This is a genomic window from Ktedonobacterales bacterium, assembly GCA_036557285.1.
Lineage (GTDB): Bacteria > Chloroflexota > Ktedonobacteria > Ktedonobacterales > DATBGS01 > DATBHW01.
The window spans coordinates 25,221-42,337 of sequence record DATBHW010000057.1; the positions used below are offsets into that span (position 1 = coordinate 25,221).

The following is a 17,117-nucleotide window of genomic DNA, read 5'->3' on the forward strand; positions in this document are numbered from 1 at the left end:
GGTTAATTCCCTCGTGAAAGCAGGCGATAGGTATGTCGGGCGATCATCAGGTCTTCGTTCGTTTGCATCACGCGCACGACGGCAGGCCCCCCATCACGGGAAATGATCGGCGCGTGCGCTTCATTCCGCGCCGGGTCCAGGGTAATGCCCAGGAACTCCAGCCCCGCGCAGATGCGCTGGCGAACAACGGCGGCACGTTCACCAATCCCGGCGGTAAAGATCAATGTCTCCAGCCCGCCCAGCGCAGCCGCCAGCGCCCCCAGGAACTTCTTCGCCTGATAGCAGAAGAGCGCAATCGCCTCGGCGGCGCGCGGGTCCGAAGCTTCCCGCTCCAGCAGATCGCGCATGTCTGCGCTCGTTCCTGAGACGCCTAGAAGTCCCGCTTGATGGTTGACCACCTTACTCACTGTAGCAGCATCCATGCCTTGCGCTGCCAGCAGATAGAGCAGCACGCCAGGGTCCAGATCGCCGGAGCGCGTACCCATCACCAGCCCGCCCGTAGGGCTGAAGCCCATTGTCGTCTCAACGCTCGCGCCGCCCTGCGCAGCGGCCATGCTGGCCCCGTTCCCCAGGTGCGCGATAATCACCCGCCCATCAGCCGCGCCAGCGTCTTCCTTGCGCAAGGCGCGCAAAATGTACTCATACGAGAGGCCGTGAAAGCCATAGCGCAGCACGCCCTCATCCGCCAACCGGCGAGGGAGCGCGTAGAGCTGCGCGACGCGGGGCATGCTGCGGTGAAAGGCTGTATCAAAGCAGGCCACCTGGGGTAGAGCAGGGTACGCCCGCTGCGCAGATTGAATGGCGCTGATCGCCTGGGGCAGATGATCGGGATCAATAGAGACTAACCCTTGAAGTGCGTTTAAGAGGTTAGCATCAATCAGATGTGGTTCGCTGTAACGGCTGCCCCCATGCACCACCCGATGCCCTATCGCATCCAGGTTACTATCAAGCTGGCGCTGTCGCAGCCCGTCAAATACCATCTGCAAGCCAGCCGCGTGGTCAGACAGATCGCGCCGCTCATCCAGCAGAGTCGCGCCGCTGTCGTCAGCAATACGCAGCCGACTGCCGGAGAGGCCGATGCGCTCCACCTGCGCCGAGATATGCAGCCGTTCCTCGCTGTCCAGGTCGTAGAGCGCCGCCTTGAGGCTGGACGAACCCGTGTTGATCGTCAAAATCCGTCTGCTTTGCCGGTTAGACATCCTCATGTCTCTTTCCAGATCGCCTGAGCGTCTGTCGTTGTTCTTGCTCAGGTCAATGCGGCCAGGCGCTGGTTCGCTTCCCCGCGATAGAGGCCGCCGTGATAGCAGATAACCGTTTCGATGTCGTACCGCGCGAGCTTTTTCAGTGACTCCAGGGCCAGCGGCATATCAAGTGTTGCTTGTTGGCTCGGCCCCTGCAACTGCCCATCCACCACCCTCAGCGCGTCTCCGGCGATCAGCGTCTTACTCTGGCGATGATACAGGCAGATATGCCCAGGCGTGTGGCCCGGCGTGTTGATCACGGTAATGCCGCCGCAGTACGGCAGTTCCTCGCCATCCGCAACCGTTTTGTCTACGGCAGCCCTTGGCGGGTTCTCAAGCCTCGCCTGAAATGCCTGGCGCGCCTCCTCCGGCATCTCAGCCGGTAAAGCGGCCACCGCCTGAGCGATGGCCTGCGGCGTTAATTTCAGCGGCCTCTGGTCGCCCTGAATAAACGGCTTTTCGATTTCATTCGCTAAGACTTCGACTTTTTGCGGCGCTTCCTTCAGCATAACTGGCAAGCTGCCAATATGGTCCAAGTCCTGGTGCGTTACAATAATAGTATTGAGCCTCTCAAATGGGACGCCCGCCTGCTGCATGGCCTCACGAATTGACACTCCCCAAAGCTATACGCAAGGGGATTCTTCCTTCAGCCAGCCAACTTAGCAGATCGCAGCTTCCTGCGTCCACCAGCGGTTGATTGTCCAGAAGCGTTCGCAGCCTTGCGGCTGCCCGTTCCCGCCTGCCCGGCGGTACGGAGAGCGAGTTCTAAGATATTGAGGGCGGCATTCTGATCGCGGTCCAGCACCAGGCCACAGGAAGGACAGACATGAGTACGCATGCTGAGCGTTTTCTTCACCCGTTCGCCGCACCTGCTGCAATCCTGGCTGGTGTAGTGTGGGGAGACCGCCATAATGGGAATACCATGCAGCCCGCCATAATAGCGCACCCAAGTGAGGAACAGCCCCCAACTGGCATCGCTGATACTCTTCGCCAGATGGTGATTCTTGACCAGGGAGGCAATCTGCAAGTTTTCATAGGCAATCAGGTCGTTAGACCTGACCAACGCACTTGCCGTCTTGGCGGCGAAGTCTTTACGCTGCCGACTGACCTTGAGATAGCCTTTTGCCAGGCGTTTGATCGCCTTCTTGCGGTTTTTCCCGCGCTTCACCTTACGCGAGACGCGCCGATGCAGGCGCGTGAGTTTCGTTTCTGCTTTGCGGAGATAGCGGGGATTGGCTACTTGTTGGCCGTCCGAGTCGGTATAGAAGGCTTTCAGCCCTACGTCAATGCCGATCTGCTTCCCTGTCGGCTCATGCGGAGTCTTTCGGTCTGCCTGGACGGCAAACTGCACATAGTAGCCATCGTCACGCTTGAGCAGACGCGCGCGCTTGATCTGAGCCAGGGGAAAGGTTTCGATAGAGCGCGTACCGATCAGTCTGAGTGTGCCAATGCCGTGTCCATCGGTGAAGGTGATACGTTTGCCGTCCGGTTCCAGCTTCCAGCCAGAGGTTTTGTACTCAACGGAACGGTTATCCTTCTGGAAGCGGGGATAGCCCTTCTTGCCGGGTTTCTTCGTCTGGCAGTTGTCATAGAAGCGGGCAATAGATTGCCAGGCGCGTTCTGCGCTGGCTTGCCGGGCCATCGAATTGAGGCGGGCCGCAAAGGGATACTCCTTTGCGAGTTGGGCACTGTACTGATTCAGAGCATAGGCATTCGTGTCCCGCGTGTCCATCCACAGCTGGATAGCCTTATTGCGGATGAATTGCGTGGTGCGGATGGCTTCATCAATCGCGGCGCGGCTTTCCTGATTGGTCCTGAGCTTGTATTCCAGTATCAGCACGGATACCTCGCTTGCGGGCGGCCTCACGAATCAACAGTTCCATCACTGCCGTCTGGGAAATCCCATCGGCTGCTGCCAGTCGCTCCAAAAGCATCCTGGCATCCTCAGTTAGGCGAAAATGTGTAGACCGTTTCATGTACCTATTGTAGCACATGATGGGCCTCTATGTCAACCGCAACCAGGGCGCTTTTATCCCCATGCCTGAAGGCAGAGGTTTTACGCGCCCCTTGATAATTCACGGGCCGCTTAGATACGGGTCAGGTACCTAAGCGGCCAACAGTACCAACCCGCGAGAACCCGTAAAGAACCCACGCGCCGGTATGGCTATTGTAGCCTATGGCGCGTGGGCATGGCAAGCATCGGAAAGGAACCATGCCCATGCAGACTACAGGAACGTTTGATTTCACCCTACGCTATCAGCGCACGCTCTGTGCCAGGTATCACGTGCGCCCCCTCTCCCTCTTTCAGCAAGACATCCTCTATCGCTGTGATGGCACGGTTACGGTAGCTGATTTGTCCGACGCTACCCGCTGCCCCCACCCTGAAATCCGCGACGTGCTCAGCTTTCTCTCTCTTCACGGTCTGGTGAAAACACTGATGCCTGAACCCTGGCTGTTTGAGCGTCCTCTGGCGCCATTCCCCAAGCCCCAACCAGCACAGACCACAGGACATATCCAGCGTTGGCTGCAACGGCTGAAGCGCCTGATCCAGCACAGGCGAGATAGGTTCTGGTTCAGACGGTCTCTAGAAGTTCCTACACATCTATAACCTCTTGCCTGCCTCCGAAGGCTCCCCCAGCCCTGCGCGGCGTCTTCGTCCCAGGCCGCGCAGGCACGGGTGCGCGAGCGACCAACGGGAGCGAGAATGCGGGACTGGGTTCCCGCAAGCACCCGTCGCCGCAGGCGGCCTTTGCGGCAGAGCCTCCAGGCGTGGCCTTCAGCCGCCAGCGGGCTTGTGCATAGCCCTGGCCTGCCAGGAAACCTCCTTGCCCTGCGCTCAGAGTTTGTGCTAGGCTTGTTACTATGCGGGAAATAGAAGAAAGAGCAAGTTGAAATCCTACAAGGGCTGGACAGGGAGAGAACCCGATGAGCAATCAGGAGCATATAGACACCAAGCCTCGTCATACGAACCGGCTGATTCATGAAACCAGCCCTTATCTGCTTGAGCATGCCCACAACCCCGTTGATTGGTATCCCTGGAGTGAGGAGGCGCTGACAAAAGCAAAGACAGAAGACAGGCCAATCTTGCTGAGTGTAGGCTACAGCGCATGCCATTGGTGTCACCGCATGGCTGCTGAGAGCTTCGAGAACGAAGAGACGGCTCGCTTGATGAACCAACACTTTGTCAGTATCAAGGTGGACCGCGAGGAGCGCCCGGATATTGACGCCCTCTACATGGATGCCGTCCAGGCCATGACCGGCAGCGGCGGCTGGCCCATGACCGTCTTCCTCACGCCGGAGGGTCTGCCCTTCTACGGCGGCACCTACTTCCCGCCCAAAGACCGCTACGGCATGCCCGGCTTCCCCACGCTCTTGCAGCGCATCAGCGATTATTACCGCAACAAGCGCGAGCAGGTCGAGGAGACCGCCGCGCAGTTCCGCGACTTCTACAGCCGCCGCGTCCGGCTGGAGCAGGCGTCTGCTGGCGAGATCGGCCAGGAAGACGCTGCCAGCGGGCAGGCTGCTCTCAAAGAGGCCGTCGGGCGGCTCGCCGCCTCGTTCGATGGCACGCATGGCGGCTTCGGCGGCGCGCCCAAGTTTCCGCATCCGATGTCGCTGGATTTCCTGCTGCATCAGCGCCTGCGCCGGGCCGCGCAAGACGCCGAGACAACCGCCAGCGCCACGCAGCAGGACAAAAGCGCCTCAGCCAGCCCCAGGGACTCCGAACTGGGCATGGTCGAGTTCACCCTGGAAATGATGGCGAACGGCGGCATCTATGATCAGATCGGCGGCGGCTTCCATCGCTACGCCGTTGATGATCGCTGGCTTGTGCCGCACTTCGAGAAGATGCTCTACGACAACGCTTTGCTCAGCCGCGCCTATCTGCACGCTTATCAGATCACGGGCGAGCCATTCTATCGCCGCATCTGCGAGGAAACGCTGGATTACGTGCAGCGCGAGATGCTGAGCCAGGACGGCGGCTTTTATTCCACTCAGGATGCCGACAGCGAAGGCGTCGAGGGCAAGTTCTATCTCTGGACTCCGGCGGAAGTCAAGGCCGCGCTGGGCGAAGAAGACGGCGCGCTCTTTTGCGCCTTCTACGATGTTACTGAGCGCGGCAACTTCGAGCATACAAACATTCTGCACGTTGATCACGCGCTCAAAGAGATCGCAGAGCAGCAAAGCGTCAGCGTCGAACGGCTGGAGCAGGCGCTGGCGCGGGGCCGCGAGGTGCTGTACAGGCGACGCTCGGAGCGTGTCTGGCCGGGACTGGACACCAAAATCCTTACCGGCTGGAACGGCCTGATGCTGCGCAGCTTTGCCGAGGCCGCGCGCGTGCTGGGCCGCGACGACTACCGCGCCAGCGCCGAACGCGCCGCCAACTTCCTGCTCGCCACTATGAACAGCAGCGGGCGGCTCTTGCGCAGCTATCGGGACGGGCAGGCCAAACTCAAAGGCTACCTGGAGGACTACGCCAACCTCGCGCTCGCCCTGCTTGAACTGTATCAGACCACACATACCCCGCGCTGGTTCAGCGCAGCGCGCCAACTGGCCGACCAGATGATCGATCTCTTCTGGGACGAAACGGACGGCGGCTTTTTCAGCACCGGCAAAGACCACGAAGAACTGGTGGGCCGCCCCAAAGAACTGATGGACAACGCTACGCCTTCCGGCAACAGTTCCGCCGTCGAACTGCTGCTGCGCCTGGCCGCCTATACCGGCGAAGACGCCTATCGCGCTCGCGCCGAAACCATCCTGCGCCCGCTCGTTCCGGCAATGGCCGAACATCCCAGCGCCCTCAGCCAGATGCTGATCGCCCTGGATTTCCTGATCGGCCCGGTCCACGAAGTCGCTGTCATCGGCGATCCCGCTGCGCCCGACACGCGCGCCCTGCTCGATGTCGTCAATCGGCAGTTCCGGCCCAATCTGGTGCTGGCCGTCGCCAGACCAGACGACACCACAGCGATCAATACTGTTCCGCTCTTGCAAGAGCGTCCACAGCGAGACGGCGCAGCCACCGCCTACGTCTGCCAGAACTTTGCCTGCAAGCAGCCCGTTACCGCGCCAGAGGCGCTGGCTGAACAGTTACAATCAAGGCATCCGGCGTGACGGTCCAAACTCCCTTTGCAAAAGTGAGTTGAAAGGAAGCTAGCGTCAGTGTTTCACGTGAAACATTCCCAGGTAGCGCGCTTTGCTCGATCTGACCGTCTCGACGCCGCGCTGGAGGCAGCGGGGCTGAGCCAATCCGACCAAGAGGAGATGACTACATGAATATCGGCATCTTGATCTTTGACGATGTCGAAGTGCTGGACTTCTGCGGCCCTTTCGAGGTCTTCTCAGTGGCCGCCAAACTCGCGCAAGCGGCTAACAAAGAGCCGCCGCTCACCGTCTTTACGCTGGCCGAGCGCGCCGATGGGCAGCCCATTCGCTGCGTCGGCGGGCTGCTCGTTCAGCCGCATTACAGCCTCGACAATCATCCGCCCATTGACCTGCTTGTCGTTCCGGGCGGCTGGGGTACGCGCCGCGAGGCCGAGAACCTCCGGCTCATTGACTGGATTCGCAGCCAGGCCACGCGCGCGCAGCTTACTACCTCTGTCTGCACAGGCGCTTTCCTGCTGGGTCGGGCCAGGCTGCTGGAGGGCCACCGCGTCACCACCCACTGGGGCAGCATCGAGCGCCTGCGCGCCAGCCTGCCCGGCGCGACGGTCCTTGAGAATATTCGCTACATTGACGAGGGGAACATTGTCACCTCCGCTGGCATCAGCGCGGGCATAGACATGGCGCTGCATCTCGTCGCGCGCTTGCATGGAGATGACCTTGCTCGCCAGACGGCGCGCCAGATGGAGTACATCCCCGCAGCAGCAGAGAGCGCCTAGCCAGGGGCCAGCAAAAGAAGACGCTGGCACAGCGGATGCACAAAGCAGGTGATTATGGTATAGCGTATTCCCTCTCCGCGAGGCGGGAAGGCATCATATTCTTTGGCTGGTTTAGAAGGCACGCGACTCGGACCCTATGAAATAATCCAGCGCATTGGTGGCGGTGGCGTGGCCGAAGTGTACCGCGCCAAACAACTGAGCGCCCTTGGCCGTGAAGCCGCGCTGAAAGTGATCCGTCCAGACTATACGGGAGACCCAACGTTTCGCGCCCGCTTTTTGCGCGAGGCAACCGCCATTTCGCAGCTCTCGCATCCCAACATCCTACCCCTGCTCGATTTTGGCGAAGAAAACGGGACACTGTATCTGGTGATGCCGCTCGTCCATGAAGGGTCGCTGCGCGACCTGCTCCAGCGGCGCGGCGAGGCGCTCCCAGGCGCCGAAGCCATGCCGCTCTTCGCGCAGCTTTGCAATGCGGTGCAATATGCCCACGATCAGGGCATTGTCCACCACGACATTAAGCCGCAGAACATCTTGCTTCAGCGAGGCTCCCACGTCCTGCTGTCCGACTTTGGCATCGCTCGTGACCGCTTCGCCAGCCACATGACGCTGGCCGGAGCTGGCCCTGGCGCTATCGAATACATGGCTCCTGAGCAGGCCGTCGGCCAGGCCGACGCGCGCAGCGACATCTACAGCCTGGGCGTCGTTCTCTACCAGATGTTGACGGGGGCAACGCCCTATTCAGGCAGCGAACCCCTGCATGTCCTCTTCAATCAAACGAGCGAGCCTATGCCCGACCCGCGCAGGTATGCCCCTAACCTCTCAACTGAGCTTGTTCAGGCGCTCCAGATAGCCCTGGCAAAAGAACCGCAGGACCGCTTCGTGAGCGCAGCGGCGTTCAGGCAGGCCGTTCAGCAAGCGAGTGGCATCATCAAATTCCCGCAGGCTGCTGGTCAGGCCATCTGGCCGGGCGGCCCAGGAGCCATCCCGTCAGCATCGTCAGAAACCCTGGCGACTCGACCCTATCAGAGCGGCAACGCGGCGCCCACAGGAGCGCCTCCTGCTGGGCCGCTGGTCATACCGCCTGTAGCCGAACGCGGCTGGCCCGGTCAGCCCCCTCAGAGAGAGGCATGGCACGACGCGCCCACCTGGGCCGGACAGGACGACTTCTGGCGACACCATGAGGCTGGCGGTGGTCAGCCGCCCGGCTATGATGGCCCGCCGCCCGGAGGAGGAGGCCCGCCCGACGACCACGACCACAGGCGCGGACACGGATCGCTGCTGGTCGCGCTGATCGTCGCGCTCGTCTTAGTGATCGCCGTTTCTTCCATTGCCTATGGTTACTTCGGCCTGGGATGGCTGCGCCCCAGCGCAGGCAGTTCTGGCGGGCAACCAGTCACGCCATCGCCCACGCCCACGTCGCAGCCAACCAATACACCGACACCAACGCCAACATATCCGCCGCCATCACCATCGCCAACCACACCAGAGCCTTCCCCGTCTCCGTCTCCGTCGCCAGGCACACCGGAGCCTTCGCCGACTACGCCATCGCCTGGCCCATCGCCCAGCCCACCATCGTCCCCTGAGTCCAGCCCGACACCTGGCCCTACAACGCCTTCGGAATCGCCCACCCCAACGACTGGCTCATAAGAATGCCTCACAAAACCAACGGTTGGCCCCACCCCTGCCGCCTGGAAGGACGGCGCTACAACCCCGCCCCTGCTCGTGCGGAGGTTGTGTGAGGCGCTCTAAGGCGGCCCTGGCCCCTCATCATCTGTAGCGCCGCTGCGACAGCACGCTTTCCCTGAGAGTTGTTCGAGGGGCAGCGGGCGCAGGCTGCGCCACACCCCCGCCCGCGCCAGCACGGAGGCTGGCGGTACACGCAAGAGGCCGCCGCGTGTACCGCCGCCGTCCCTGGCGGCGAGCGTTCAGCCGCCAGGGACGGCGGCGCTACAAGTATGCTGCTTCCATCCGGGTGCGGCATGCCGAAATAGTGAGCGATCTCGCAGACAGGCTAACAGAGGTATGCTATAATCAAACCTGCAAAAATACAGAGCCGGTAGAGCGGCTCACGGTATGTATCGCTGCTGCGGGCAGGAGGGTTTTGTATGGCTGGCCTGGAAGGGACGCGCCTGGGCGCGTATGAGCTTATCGAGCGGATTGGGAGCGGCGGGATGGCCGAGGTCTATCGCGCCAGGCAGCTTACCGCCTTTGGCCGCGAGGTAGCGATCAAGATCATTCGCGTGGGTTTCAGCGAAAATAGCTCATTTCGTGAGCGTTTTCTGCGAGAGGCCCAGGCTGTCTCCAAGCTCTCGCATCCCAATATTTTGCCGCTCATCGAGTTTGGCGAAGAAAACGAAACGCTGTATCTCGTCATGCCACTGGCCCGCGAGGGTACGCTGCGCGATCTGCTCAAGCAGCGCAACGGCCCGCTGGCGCTGGATGAAACCATCCTTATTTTCACCCAGTTGTGCGAGGCCGTACAGTACGCCCACGAAGAAGGCATCATCCATCGAGACATCAAACCTCAGAACGTGCTGCTTCAGCGGCGCTCCCATGTCCTGCTCGCTGACTTTGGCATCGCGCGCGATACCGCAGAAACGCAGCATATGACGACCACAGGCGCGGGCATTGGCACTGTCGAATACATGGCGCCAGAACAGGCTATCGGCCAGGCCGACGCGCGCAGCGACATCTACAGCCTGGGCATCGTTCTCTATCAGTTGCTCACCGGCTCCGTCCCCTATTCGGGCAGCACCCCCTTCCAGGTCTTGATGAAGCATACCAATGACGCGCTGCCCGATCCACGCCTGTTGAACCCCAGCCTGCCCGCCGAGATCGTGCAGGTGTTGCAAAGCGCGCTGGCGAAAGACCCGAATCGTCGCTTTCACAGCGCGCAGGCGCTGGGGCGCGCGGTCCAGCAAGTGCGGCCCGATGCAGCGGCGGGCGCGGCTGGAGCCGCTGGCGCTCATCAGCCGCCGATCTCGATTGCGCCCCCACCCAAGTCGCTGACTAAACAGACCACCTGGCATGGACAGGATTTCAGGGATATGCCGGTTGAGGGGCCGCCGCAAGAGTTTCCCAGCGGCCCCGCGCCGGTCGGGCCAGGCGGCATGACCGGCGCGACTGGCCGCCAGGGACCGCCCGCAGGCTGGGCCAACGTTTCGCCTGAAGGGGCAGACTACGATCAGCCTACCTGGAATACCACAGGCGGCAGAGCGGCAATGACCGGCGCGGGCTGGCAGCAGCGGGGGCGCGCTGGCCCGCCGCCCTATGCTGGCGGGGGCCAGTTTCCTCCGCCGTCCGGTCCCCGGCGCAGGCGTGGCCCGCTCATTGCCGCGCTGATAGGCGCGCTGGTCCTGGCCGTGATTCTCTCTTCGGTGGCCGTCGCCTATGGCCTGTTTGGCTCAAAATCCAACGGCCAGACCGCCAATCAGGGCGGCGTGACGGTGACGGCTCAGCCAACAGCCACACCCACAGCGACAGCCACCGCGACGGCGACGGCCACCGCCACACCAACGCCCACGCCAACCCCGACGCGCACGCCGACGCCAACGCCGACGCATACTCCAACGCCACCAGCCATTCCACCACCGCCAGCGCTACTCTCCCCAGCGAATGGGGCGTCGTTCAGTAATTTCCCTCGTACAACCACCCTTACCTGGCGATCTGTGTATGGCGCAACTTCATACGTCGTACAAATCTACTTCGCGGGAGGCAATTCGTGCTCCGATCCACTTACCGCCTACTCACCGGTAACGGTAACCGGAACCAGCTACACATTCGACTTTGTAGGCAAGCAAGCGGGCTGCTGGAAGGTCGCATCCGTAGGCTCAGGGGGCCAGGGGTCTTTCAGTCCATTATGGCAGTTTGTTTATACCGTCTAGTCCCTGCTCTCATCAGTAGGCGCTAATGTTCATCACTATGATGCTGGCACTCAGCCAGGAGAAGACGTTCTATGGCAGGACTAGAGGGGACGCGCCTGGGGGATTACGAACTGGTCGAGCAGATCGGCAGCGGCGGCATGGCCGAAGTCTATCGCGCCAGGCAGTTGACCGCCTTTAGCCGCGAGGTCGCCGTGAAAGTAATCCGCCCCGGCTTCAGCGAAAAAGAAGAGTTTCGCGCCCGCTTTCTGCGCGAAGCCCAGTCCATTTCGCGCCTCTCGCATCCCAACATCCTGCCGCTCATCGAGTTTGGCGAAGAAGACCAGGCGCTCTATCTGGTGATGCCGCTCGTCCGCGAAGGCACGCTGCGCGATCTCATCAGGCAGCGCAACAGGCCGCTGCCTCTGGAAGAGGCGCGGCCTCTGTTCACCCAGTTGTGCGGCGCGGTCCACTACGCCCACAGCCAGGGCATCATCCACCGCGACATCAAGCCGCAGAACGTCCTTTTGCAGCAGCATACGCACGTCCTGCTGGCCGATTTTGGCATCGCCCGTGATCGCAGCGAAAAGACGATTACGGCCACCGGAGCGGGCGTCGGCTCAGCCGAATATATGGCCCCGGAACAGGCGATGGGGCAGGCCGACACGCGCAGCGACATCTACAGCCTGGGCATTGTCCTCTACCAGATGCTTACCGGCTCGGTCCCCTATTCAGGCAGCACCCCGCTTCAGGTGTTGATGAAGCACACCACCGCGCCCCTGCCCGATCCGCGCACGCTCAACCCCAGCCTTTCCCCGCGCATCGTGGAGGCGCTGCAAACGGCGCTGGCGAAAGACCGCGATGAACGCTTCCAGAGCGCCCAGGCGCTGGCGCGAGCCGTACAGGAGGCCCAGGCAGAAGCCGCTTCTTCTCCGGCGTCAAGCGCGCCTGCCTGGCAGCCATCAAACCAATTTATCCAGCCGCCGGCGGGGGCGTCATTTCCCCCGCCCGCGTCGTCACATTACGCTGACCTGGCGACCCCCTACGAGCAGAGCAGCGCGGCGCCCACGCCAGCATCTTCCCCCGGCTCCTATGACACCAGGCCCGCCAGCAATTATGGCCCGCCGCCTGGGAGCATGGCCCCGTCGAGCCAGCCCATTGTCAGCCCGGCGCTTCCGATAAAGCCGCCGCCCCGGAAGAAGAAAACCGGCCTGATCGCGCTGATCTCGGCTCTGGCGCTGGTCGTGCTGCTGGGCGGTATGCTGCTCGCGCTCGGCCTGACGGGGAACGGCCCCTTCGGTTCTCTCGGCGCAAACCTCCAGACGACGCCCACACCGACGACAGGGCCGATCCCAACTGGCTTCAAGCTCTACACGCACACCGATCACAGCTTCAGCATCATTTATCCAACTGCGTCCGGCTGGTCAATGAAGGCAGCCATTACGGTGAATGGCTCAGGCGAAGAGTTCGACGGACCGGCGAGCCAGGTGGTGCAAGTCGTCAACGGTGGCTCTGCGCAATCATCAGATACCGGCTCCAACGACGACGCTTTCTGCGTTGTCTTTGGGGCTACCACCAACGGCCACACCACCGTCACTCTCGCCGGGCAGCAGTGGACACGGGAGGAGTGCGACAGTTTTGGCGGCATCGCTCACGCCATCGTCGAAACGATAGTCTATAAGGGCCAGCTCTATCTGCTCTCTTACGCCTCGACCACAGGCAGCTTTGACAGCAATCGCCGCCAGTACTTCACACAGATGGAGCAGAGCTTCACATTCCTGACCTGAATCCTGATTGATCAAGGAGGCGACCTATGGCTGCTCGCCAACCGCCGCCGTTTTATCGCCGCTTTCTGTTTCTTGCTATCTTAGTTGCTGTGCTGCTGACGCTGCTGGTCATTAGCGACAGCAGACCATCGAGTCTGGCGCAGCAGCCAGCCAGGCCAACCGCCACACCTACGCCCACACCAACCCCCACGCCCCCGCCCCCGCTGGTGTATCTGGCGGCGCATGGCAATCCGAAACTGCACGAAATCGCCCTGACCTTTGATGATGGCCCTTCCGCTGGCTACACCCGCGCGATCCTCAATGTCCTCCAGCACTATCACGTCCTGGCAACCTTCTTTATGCTGGGTATATGGGTGCAGCGTTATCCCGATCTGGCGCGCGCAGTGGTGGCTGCTGGGGATGCAGTGGGCGATCACACCTGGAATCACCTCGATCTCACCACGCTGAGCGCCCATCAGATCACTCAGCAGCTTACCAATACGCGCAATATCATCCAGCAGGTGACAGGCGTTCACCCCTATGTGTTCCGCCCACCCTACGAAGCCTATAATCGCCAGGTACTTGACATCGCGCACTCGCTCAAGCTCTCGACGATCTTATGGAACATTGACCCCCATGATTGGGCGCGCCCTGGCGTCGGCTCCATCATCAGTACGGTGCGCGTCAACGCGAAGAACGGGGCTATCATTCTGATGCACGATGGCGGTGGGGACCGCTCACAAACGGTAAAGGCGCTGCCCACCATCATCGAACAATTGCAGAAGCGCGGCTTTACCTTTGTGACCATCCCGCAACTGCTGGTCCACCTGACGTCAGGCAGCAACGCTCAACTGGCTCAGGAGAGTCTCAAACCAAATCCGGTTAAAGAGCAGCTTTGCGCGTGCGGCGCCAGCAGGGAGGCTGGCGAAGGGGGCGCAGAGGCAAAGGCTGCTTGTCAGCGCGAACGTTTGCTCAGGCCAGCGGTTCGCCGCCAGGGACGGCGGCGGTACACGCAATAGCCCACGCGCCAGTTTTGCCAGACGCGCTCAGAAATAATGAGAAGTGATGCCGCCATCCACGACCATCACGGCTCCGGTGGTCCAGCTTGCCTCATCGGAGGCCAGATAGAGCGCCAGATAGACAATATCTTCCGGCGCGCCAAAGCGGCCCAGGGGGATACGGTTCAGCCGCTTGCTGCGCTCTTCCTCGCTGGTCCAGAGGGTACGCAAGAGCGCCGTCTCAATCGGCCCCGGGCAGATGACGTTGGCGCGAATCCCCTGCCTGGCATATTGCACCGCCAGCGATTTCGTCAGCGAGATCATCCCGCCTTTGCTGGCCGTGTAGGCATCCTGCGGCACAGTGCAGCCCAGCAGCGCGACGAACGAGGCGATATTGATGATCGAGCCGCCGCCAGTCTTCACCATCTCAGGAACAGCGTATTTGCAGCAGAAAAAGGCGCTTTTGAGGTTCACATCCAGCACCTTATCCCACGTTTGCTCACTTATATCGGTGACAGAGCCGTCATCGGCAGGCATGATGCCCGCATTGTTATAGAGGATGTGCAGCGCCCCGAAACGCTCGACGGTCGCCGCGACCATGCGCCGCACCTGCGCTTCATCGGCCACGTTCACCGGCACAAACAGCGCGTCGCCGCCCGCCAAGCGAATCTCGGCCACCGTCTCTTCGCCCGTTTTCGTGTCCAGGTCGGCCACCGCCACTTTTGCGCCCTCACGCGCAAAGAGCAACGCCGCCGCGCGGCCCATGCCGCTGCCCGCGCCGGTAATGATCGCTACTTTATTGGCTAATCGCATGCGTATCCTCTAGACCATCTCGAAATAGCGTTCGCGCTGCCATTCATCAACCACTTTATTGTAGCACTCCACTTCCCAGCGGCGCATAGCGACATAGTGTTCGACAAACTCCTCGCCAAAAAACTCGCGCGCCAGATCGCTGCGATTGAAACGCTCAATCGCCTGCTCCAGCGTGCGCGGCAGGGGCGGCGCTTCCTCCGCTGAAAGCGCGTAGGCGTTGCCCCGCGCCGCCGGGGGCATCTCCAGCTTTTGCTCCAGCCCATACAGGCCCGACGCCACCGAAGCCGCCATTGCCAGATAGGGGTTGGTGTCGGCCCCTGGCGCGCGGTTTTCCAGGCGCGTCGCCTTCATCGCGCCTGGCACCAGGCGCAGCGCCGTCGTGCGCGTTTCGATGCCCCAGGTGGCTGTCGTCGGCGCCCATGTCCCCACCATAAAACGCTTATACGAATTGATATTGGGCGCGTACAGAGCCAGGAAATCGGGCAGCAGCTTCAGCACGCCCGCCGAATACTGTTTCAGCGCGTCGCTGAGATGGTGGGGCGCGGCCTGGTCGTAGAAAATATTCTTGCCAGCGGCGTCCCAGAGGCTCTGGTGCAAATGGCCGCTGCTGCCATCCTGTTCGTGATTCCACTTCGCCATAAAGCAGGCCGTCATACCACTCTGCGTGCAAATCTCTTTGACCCCGTTGCGGAAAAGCATCGCTCGATCAGCGGCGGCCACGCCTGGCGCGTGATGCAGGTTCATCTCATACATCCCCGGCCCATGCTCGCGGTTATAGCCTTCCACGGCAATGCCCGCCTCGTTCATCTGGCGCATGATCGGCCCCAGCAGAAAATCGTCGCCGCTGGAGCGGAAGACACTATAGCAGCTATTGGTCGGGCTAAGCGGCGTCAGATCGCGCCAATGCTTCTCCCGCAGAGATTGCTGCGTCTCGCGGAAGAGGCGGAACTCTAGCTCAATCGCCAATTCCACCAGATAGCCACGCGCCGCCGCGCGGTCTATCACGCGCTGCAAGACAGCGCGCGGCGAGATGGTGATCGGTTCGCCATGCTCACCCACAAAATCGCAGATCACCTGGGCAACGCCTGTGTCCCAGGGGACGATCCCAAAGGTGGAGAGATCGGGCTTCATCCAGACATCAGGATAGCCGGTATCCCAGCCGGTAAAGCGCAAATTGGGGATCAAATCCTCGGCAATATCCCAGCCAAAGAGGACATCGCACTGGGCGAAACCGTCGTCCAGGCCAGCGAGAAAATTATCGCGCGGTACCCGTTTGCCGCGAAACACGCCGTCCATATCCGGCATACCAATCTTGACGGTATGAATCTGATGTTCCTGAATGATACGCTCAATATCGGCTGCCATCGCCATAAGCTCCTCCTCTTGCACCGGGTATACGACCTCTGCGCCAGGGTGTCAGCAAGCGAACGAAAATAAAGGGATGCTGCCATTCGCCATCGTATCGAGTAGCATAACTATAGCCGAGAGGAGCAACGCTTACAAGGCGATTATTCTCCCTGAAAGTCTTCTGGCTGGGGCGGAGGCGAAGAGGGAGAGGGTGGAGGCGAAAGGGTGCCCTGCTGCGAGGGCCTCTGGTCCAGGGCTTTCAAGCGGAAGAGCAAGCGAACGCGCGCGCTAAAGAAGCGCGGATCAATTGGCTTGACCACATAATCATCTGCCCCGGCCATAAATCCGGCGACTTTATCGCCGATCCCCGCGCGCGTCGTCAAGAGCAGAATCGGCAGACCGGCGGCTGCCTGATTGGCGCGCACCTGCTCGCAGAGTTCCAGCCCGTTCTGATCGGGCAAGTCCACTTCACTGATCATCAGGCCCGGAAGCTGGCGCCCAAGCGCGTCCCAGGCCTCTCTTGCCGTCCTGGCATGGCGCAGCACAAAGAGGTCTTGCAGCATCTGCTCCATCTGTTCGTGCATGTCGCTCTCTGGATCAACAAACAGGACACTCTCCATTTGCCACTCCCCCTGATGCACTGACTCCTGCTGGGCCTCTTGCCGTGTCTTTGATTGCTGCTCCATAGCTCATCCTCAACAGTAAAATTGGCTGGTCTAGCCTCTGTATCGCGCGGCAAGATCACGCATACGTTGATAGCGTTGCTCGGCGGTGATCTTCATTACACGTTCCAGCGCAGCGCCCAGGGCCGCTGGCTTAAACGGCTTGGTCAGGTATTCATCAACCCCTGAAAGATAGCCGCGCGCCTGGTCTTCCTCTCGAATCATCGCACTCAGGATAATCAAGGGAACCTGCGCGCTGTTGGCATCTCCGCGCAGGCAGCGCACCAGTTGATAGCCGTCTATGCGCGGCATCTTGACATCAATAATCACGCAATCGGGACGTTCTTGATAAAAGCGCCGCAGCCCTTCCTCACCATCATACGCCGCCACCACCTCGTAATTCCCTTGCAAATGAACGGCGTATTTCACCAGTTCGACAATGGTTGGATTGTCGTCAATCACCAGCACCTTTTTAGGATTGTTCGGCTGGCGTCTATCCCCCGGCGTATCAGATGGCGCCTGTGACACAAGTTCCTCCTCTGCCGCCCCTTGCG

Annotated in this window: 14 protein-coding genes; 7 read left to right on the forward strand and 7 right to left on the reverse strand. The window is 61.2% G+C overall.

What is annotated here, in order from left to right; translation table 11 throughout:
- Nucleotides 1-2: 2 nt before the first annotated feature.
- Genes VH599_17405 through VH599_17415 form a run of 3 tightly spaced genes read right to left on the reverse strand, consistent with a single transcriptional unit; the run spans nucleotide 3 to nucleotide 3,081 of the window.
- Nucleotides 3-1,199, reverse strand: a complete 1,197-nt coding sequence (locus tag VH599_17405; protein ID HEY7350099.1) for an acetate/propionate family kinase — start codon at nucleotides 1,197-1,199, stop codon at nucleotides 3-5.
- Nucleotides 1,200-1,246: 47 nt separating this feature from the next.
- A complete protein-coding gene (locus VH599_17410; GenBank protein ID HEY7350100.1) occupies nucleotides 1,247-1,855 on the reverse strand; it encodes an MBL fold metallo-hydrolase in 609 nt (202 codons plus the stop codon).
- Between the two features lie 32 nt (nucleotides 1,856-1,887).
- Nucleotides 1,888-3,081: a transposase gene (locus VH599_17415; protein HEY7350101.1), complete on the reverse strand. Its 1,194-nt coding sequence runs from the start codon at nucleotides 3,079-3,081 to the stop codon at nucleotides 1,888-1,890.
- 378 nt (nucleotides 3,082-3,459) lie between these two features.
- Between VH599_17415 and VH599_17420 the strand changes: the two genes are divergently transcribed.
- From VH599_17420 to VH599_17450, 7 genes are all read left to right on the forward strand, one after another.
- Nucleotides 3,460-3,849: a hypothetical protein gene (locus VH599_17420; protein HEY7350102.1), complete on the forward strand. Its 390-nt coding sequence runs from the start codon at nucleotides 3,460-3,462 to the stop codon at nucleotides 3,847-3,849.
- Nucleotides 3,850-4,166: 317 nt separating this feature from the next.
- Nucleotides 4,167-6,350 carry a thioredoxin domain-containing protein gene (locus VH599_17425; GenBank protein ID HEY7350103.1) on the forward strand — a complete coding sequence of 728 codons (2,184 nt, stop codon included), beginning with the start codon at nucleotides 4,167-4,169 and terminating at the stop codon, nucleotides 6,348-6,350.
- Between the two features lie 158 nt (nucleotides 6,351-6,508).
- Nucleotides 6,509-7,117, forward strand: a complete 609-nt coding sequence (locus tag VH599_17430) for a DJ-1/PfpI family protein (GenBank protein ID HEY7350104.1) — start codon at nucleotides 6,509-6,511, stop codon at nucleotides 7,115-7,117.
- Between the two features lie 102 nt (nucleotides 7,118-7,219).
- A complete protein-coding gene (locus VH599_17435) occupies nucleotides 7,220-8,764 on the forward strand; it encodes a serine/threonine-protein kinase (protein HEY7350105.1) in 1,545 nt (514 codons plus the stop codon).
- A gap of 458 nt (nucleotides 8,765-9,222) precedes the next feature.
- Complete coding sequence (locus tag VH599_17440; protein ID HEY7350106.1) at nucleotides 9,223-11,001, forward strand: serine/threonine-protein kinase; 1,779 nt, start codon at nucleotides 9,223-9,225, stop codon at nucleotides 10,999-11,001.
- A 71-nt stretch (nucleotides 11,002-11,072) separates the two neighbouring features.
- Nucleotides 11,073-12,764: a serine/threonine-protein kinase gene (locus VH599_17445; GenBank protein HEY7350107.1), complete on the forward strand. Its 1,692-nt coding sequence runs from the start codon at nucleotides 11,073-11,075 to the stop codon at nucleotides 12,762-12,764.
- 26 nt (nucleotides 12,765-12,790) lie between these two features.
- Nucleotides 12,791-13,762 carry a polysaccharide deacetylase family protein gene (locus VH599_17450; GenBank protein HEY7350108.1) on the forward strand — a complete coding sequence of 324 codons (972 nt, stop codon included), beginning with the start codon at nucleotides 12,791-12,793 and terminating at the stop codon, nucleotides 13,760-13,762.
- Nucleotides 13,763-13,789: 27 nt separating this feature from the next.
- Here the strand turns inward: VH599_17450 and VH599_17455 are convergent, their stop codons facing one another.
- From VH599_17455 to VH599_17470, 4 genes are all read right to left on the reverse strand, one after another.
- Nucleotides 13,790-14,554, reverse strand: coding sequence for a glucose 1-dehydrogenase (locus tag VH599_17455; protein ID HEY7350109.1), 765 nt, complete (start codon nucleotides 14,552-14,554; stop codon nucleotides 13,790-13,792).
- A 9-nt stretch (nucleotides 14,555-14,563) separates the two neighbouring features.
- The gene (locus VH599_17460; protein HEY7350110.1) at nucleotides 14,564-15,919 is read right to left on the reverse strand and encodes a glutamine synthetase family protein; all 1,356 of its coding nucleotides are present in this window, start codon (nucleotides 15,917-15,919) and stop codon (nucleotides 14,564-14,566) included.
- Between the two features lie 143 nt (nucleotides 15,920-16,062).
- Nucleotides 16,063-16,587, reverse strand: coding sequence for a response regulator transcription factor (locus tag VH599_17465; GenBank protein HEY7350111.1), 525 nt, complete (start codon nucleotides 16,585-16,587; stop codon nucleotides 16,063-16,065).
- A gap of 30 nt (nucleotides 16,588-16,617) precedes the next feature.
- Nucleotides 16,618-17,091, reverse strand: coding sequence for a response regulator (locus VH599_17470; protein ID HEY7350112.1), 474 nt, complete (start codon nucleotides 17,089-17,091; stop codon nucleotides 16,618-16,620).
- Nucleotides 17,092-17,117: the final 26 nt, after the last annotated feature.

Coding starts and splice junctions, on each gene's coding strand:
- VH599_17405 (HEY7350099.1), bottom strand. CDS start 1,199: ATGTCTAACCGGCAAAGCAGACGGATTTTGACGATCAACACGGGTTCG.
- VH599_17420 (HEY7350102.1), top strand. CDS start 3,460: ATGCAGACTACAGGAACGTTTGATTTCACCCTACGCTATCAGCGCACG.
- VH599_17425 (HEY7350103.1), top strand. CDS start 4,167: ATGAGCAATCAGGAGCATATAGACACCAAGCCTCGTCATACGAACCGG.
- VH599_17430 (HEY7350104.1), top strand. CDS start 6,509: ATGAATATCGGCATCTTGATCTTTGACGATGTCGAAGTGCTGGACTTC.
- VH599_17440 (HEY7350106.1), top strand. CDS start 9,223: ATGGCTGGCCTGGAAGGGACGCGCCTGGGCGCGTATGAGCTTATCGAG.
- VH599_17445 (HEY7350107.1), top strand. CDS start 11,073: ATGGCAGGACTAGAGGGGACGCGCCTGGGGGATTACGAACTGGTCGAG.
- VH599_17450 (HEY7350108.1), top strand. CDS start 12,791: ATGGCTGCTCGCCAACCGCCGCCGTTTTATCGCCGCTTTCTGTTTCTT.
- VH599_17455 (HEY7350109.1), bottom strand. CDS start 14,554: ATGCGATTAGCCAATAAAGTAGCGATCATTACCGGCGCGGGCAGCGGC.
- VH599_17460 (HEY7350110.1), bottom strand. CDS start 15,919: ATGGCAGCCGATATTGAGCGTATCATTCAGGAACATCAGATTCATACC.
- VH599_17465 (HEY7350111.1), bottom strand. CDS start 16,587: ATGGAGCAGCAATCAAAGACACGGCAAGAGGCCCAGCAGGAGTCAGTG.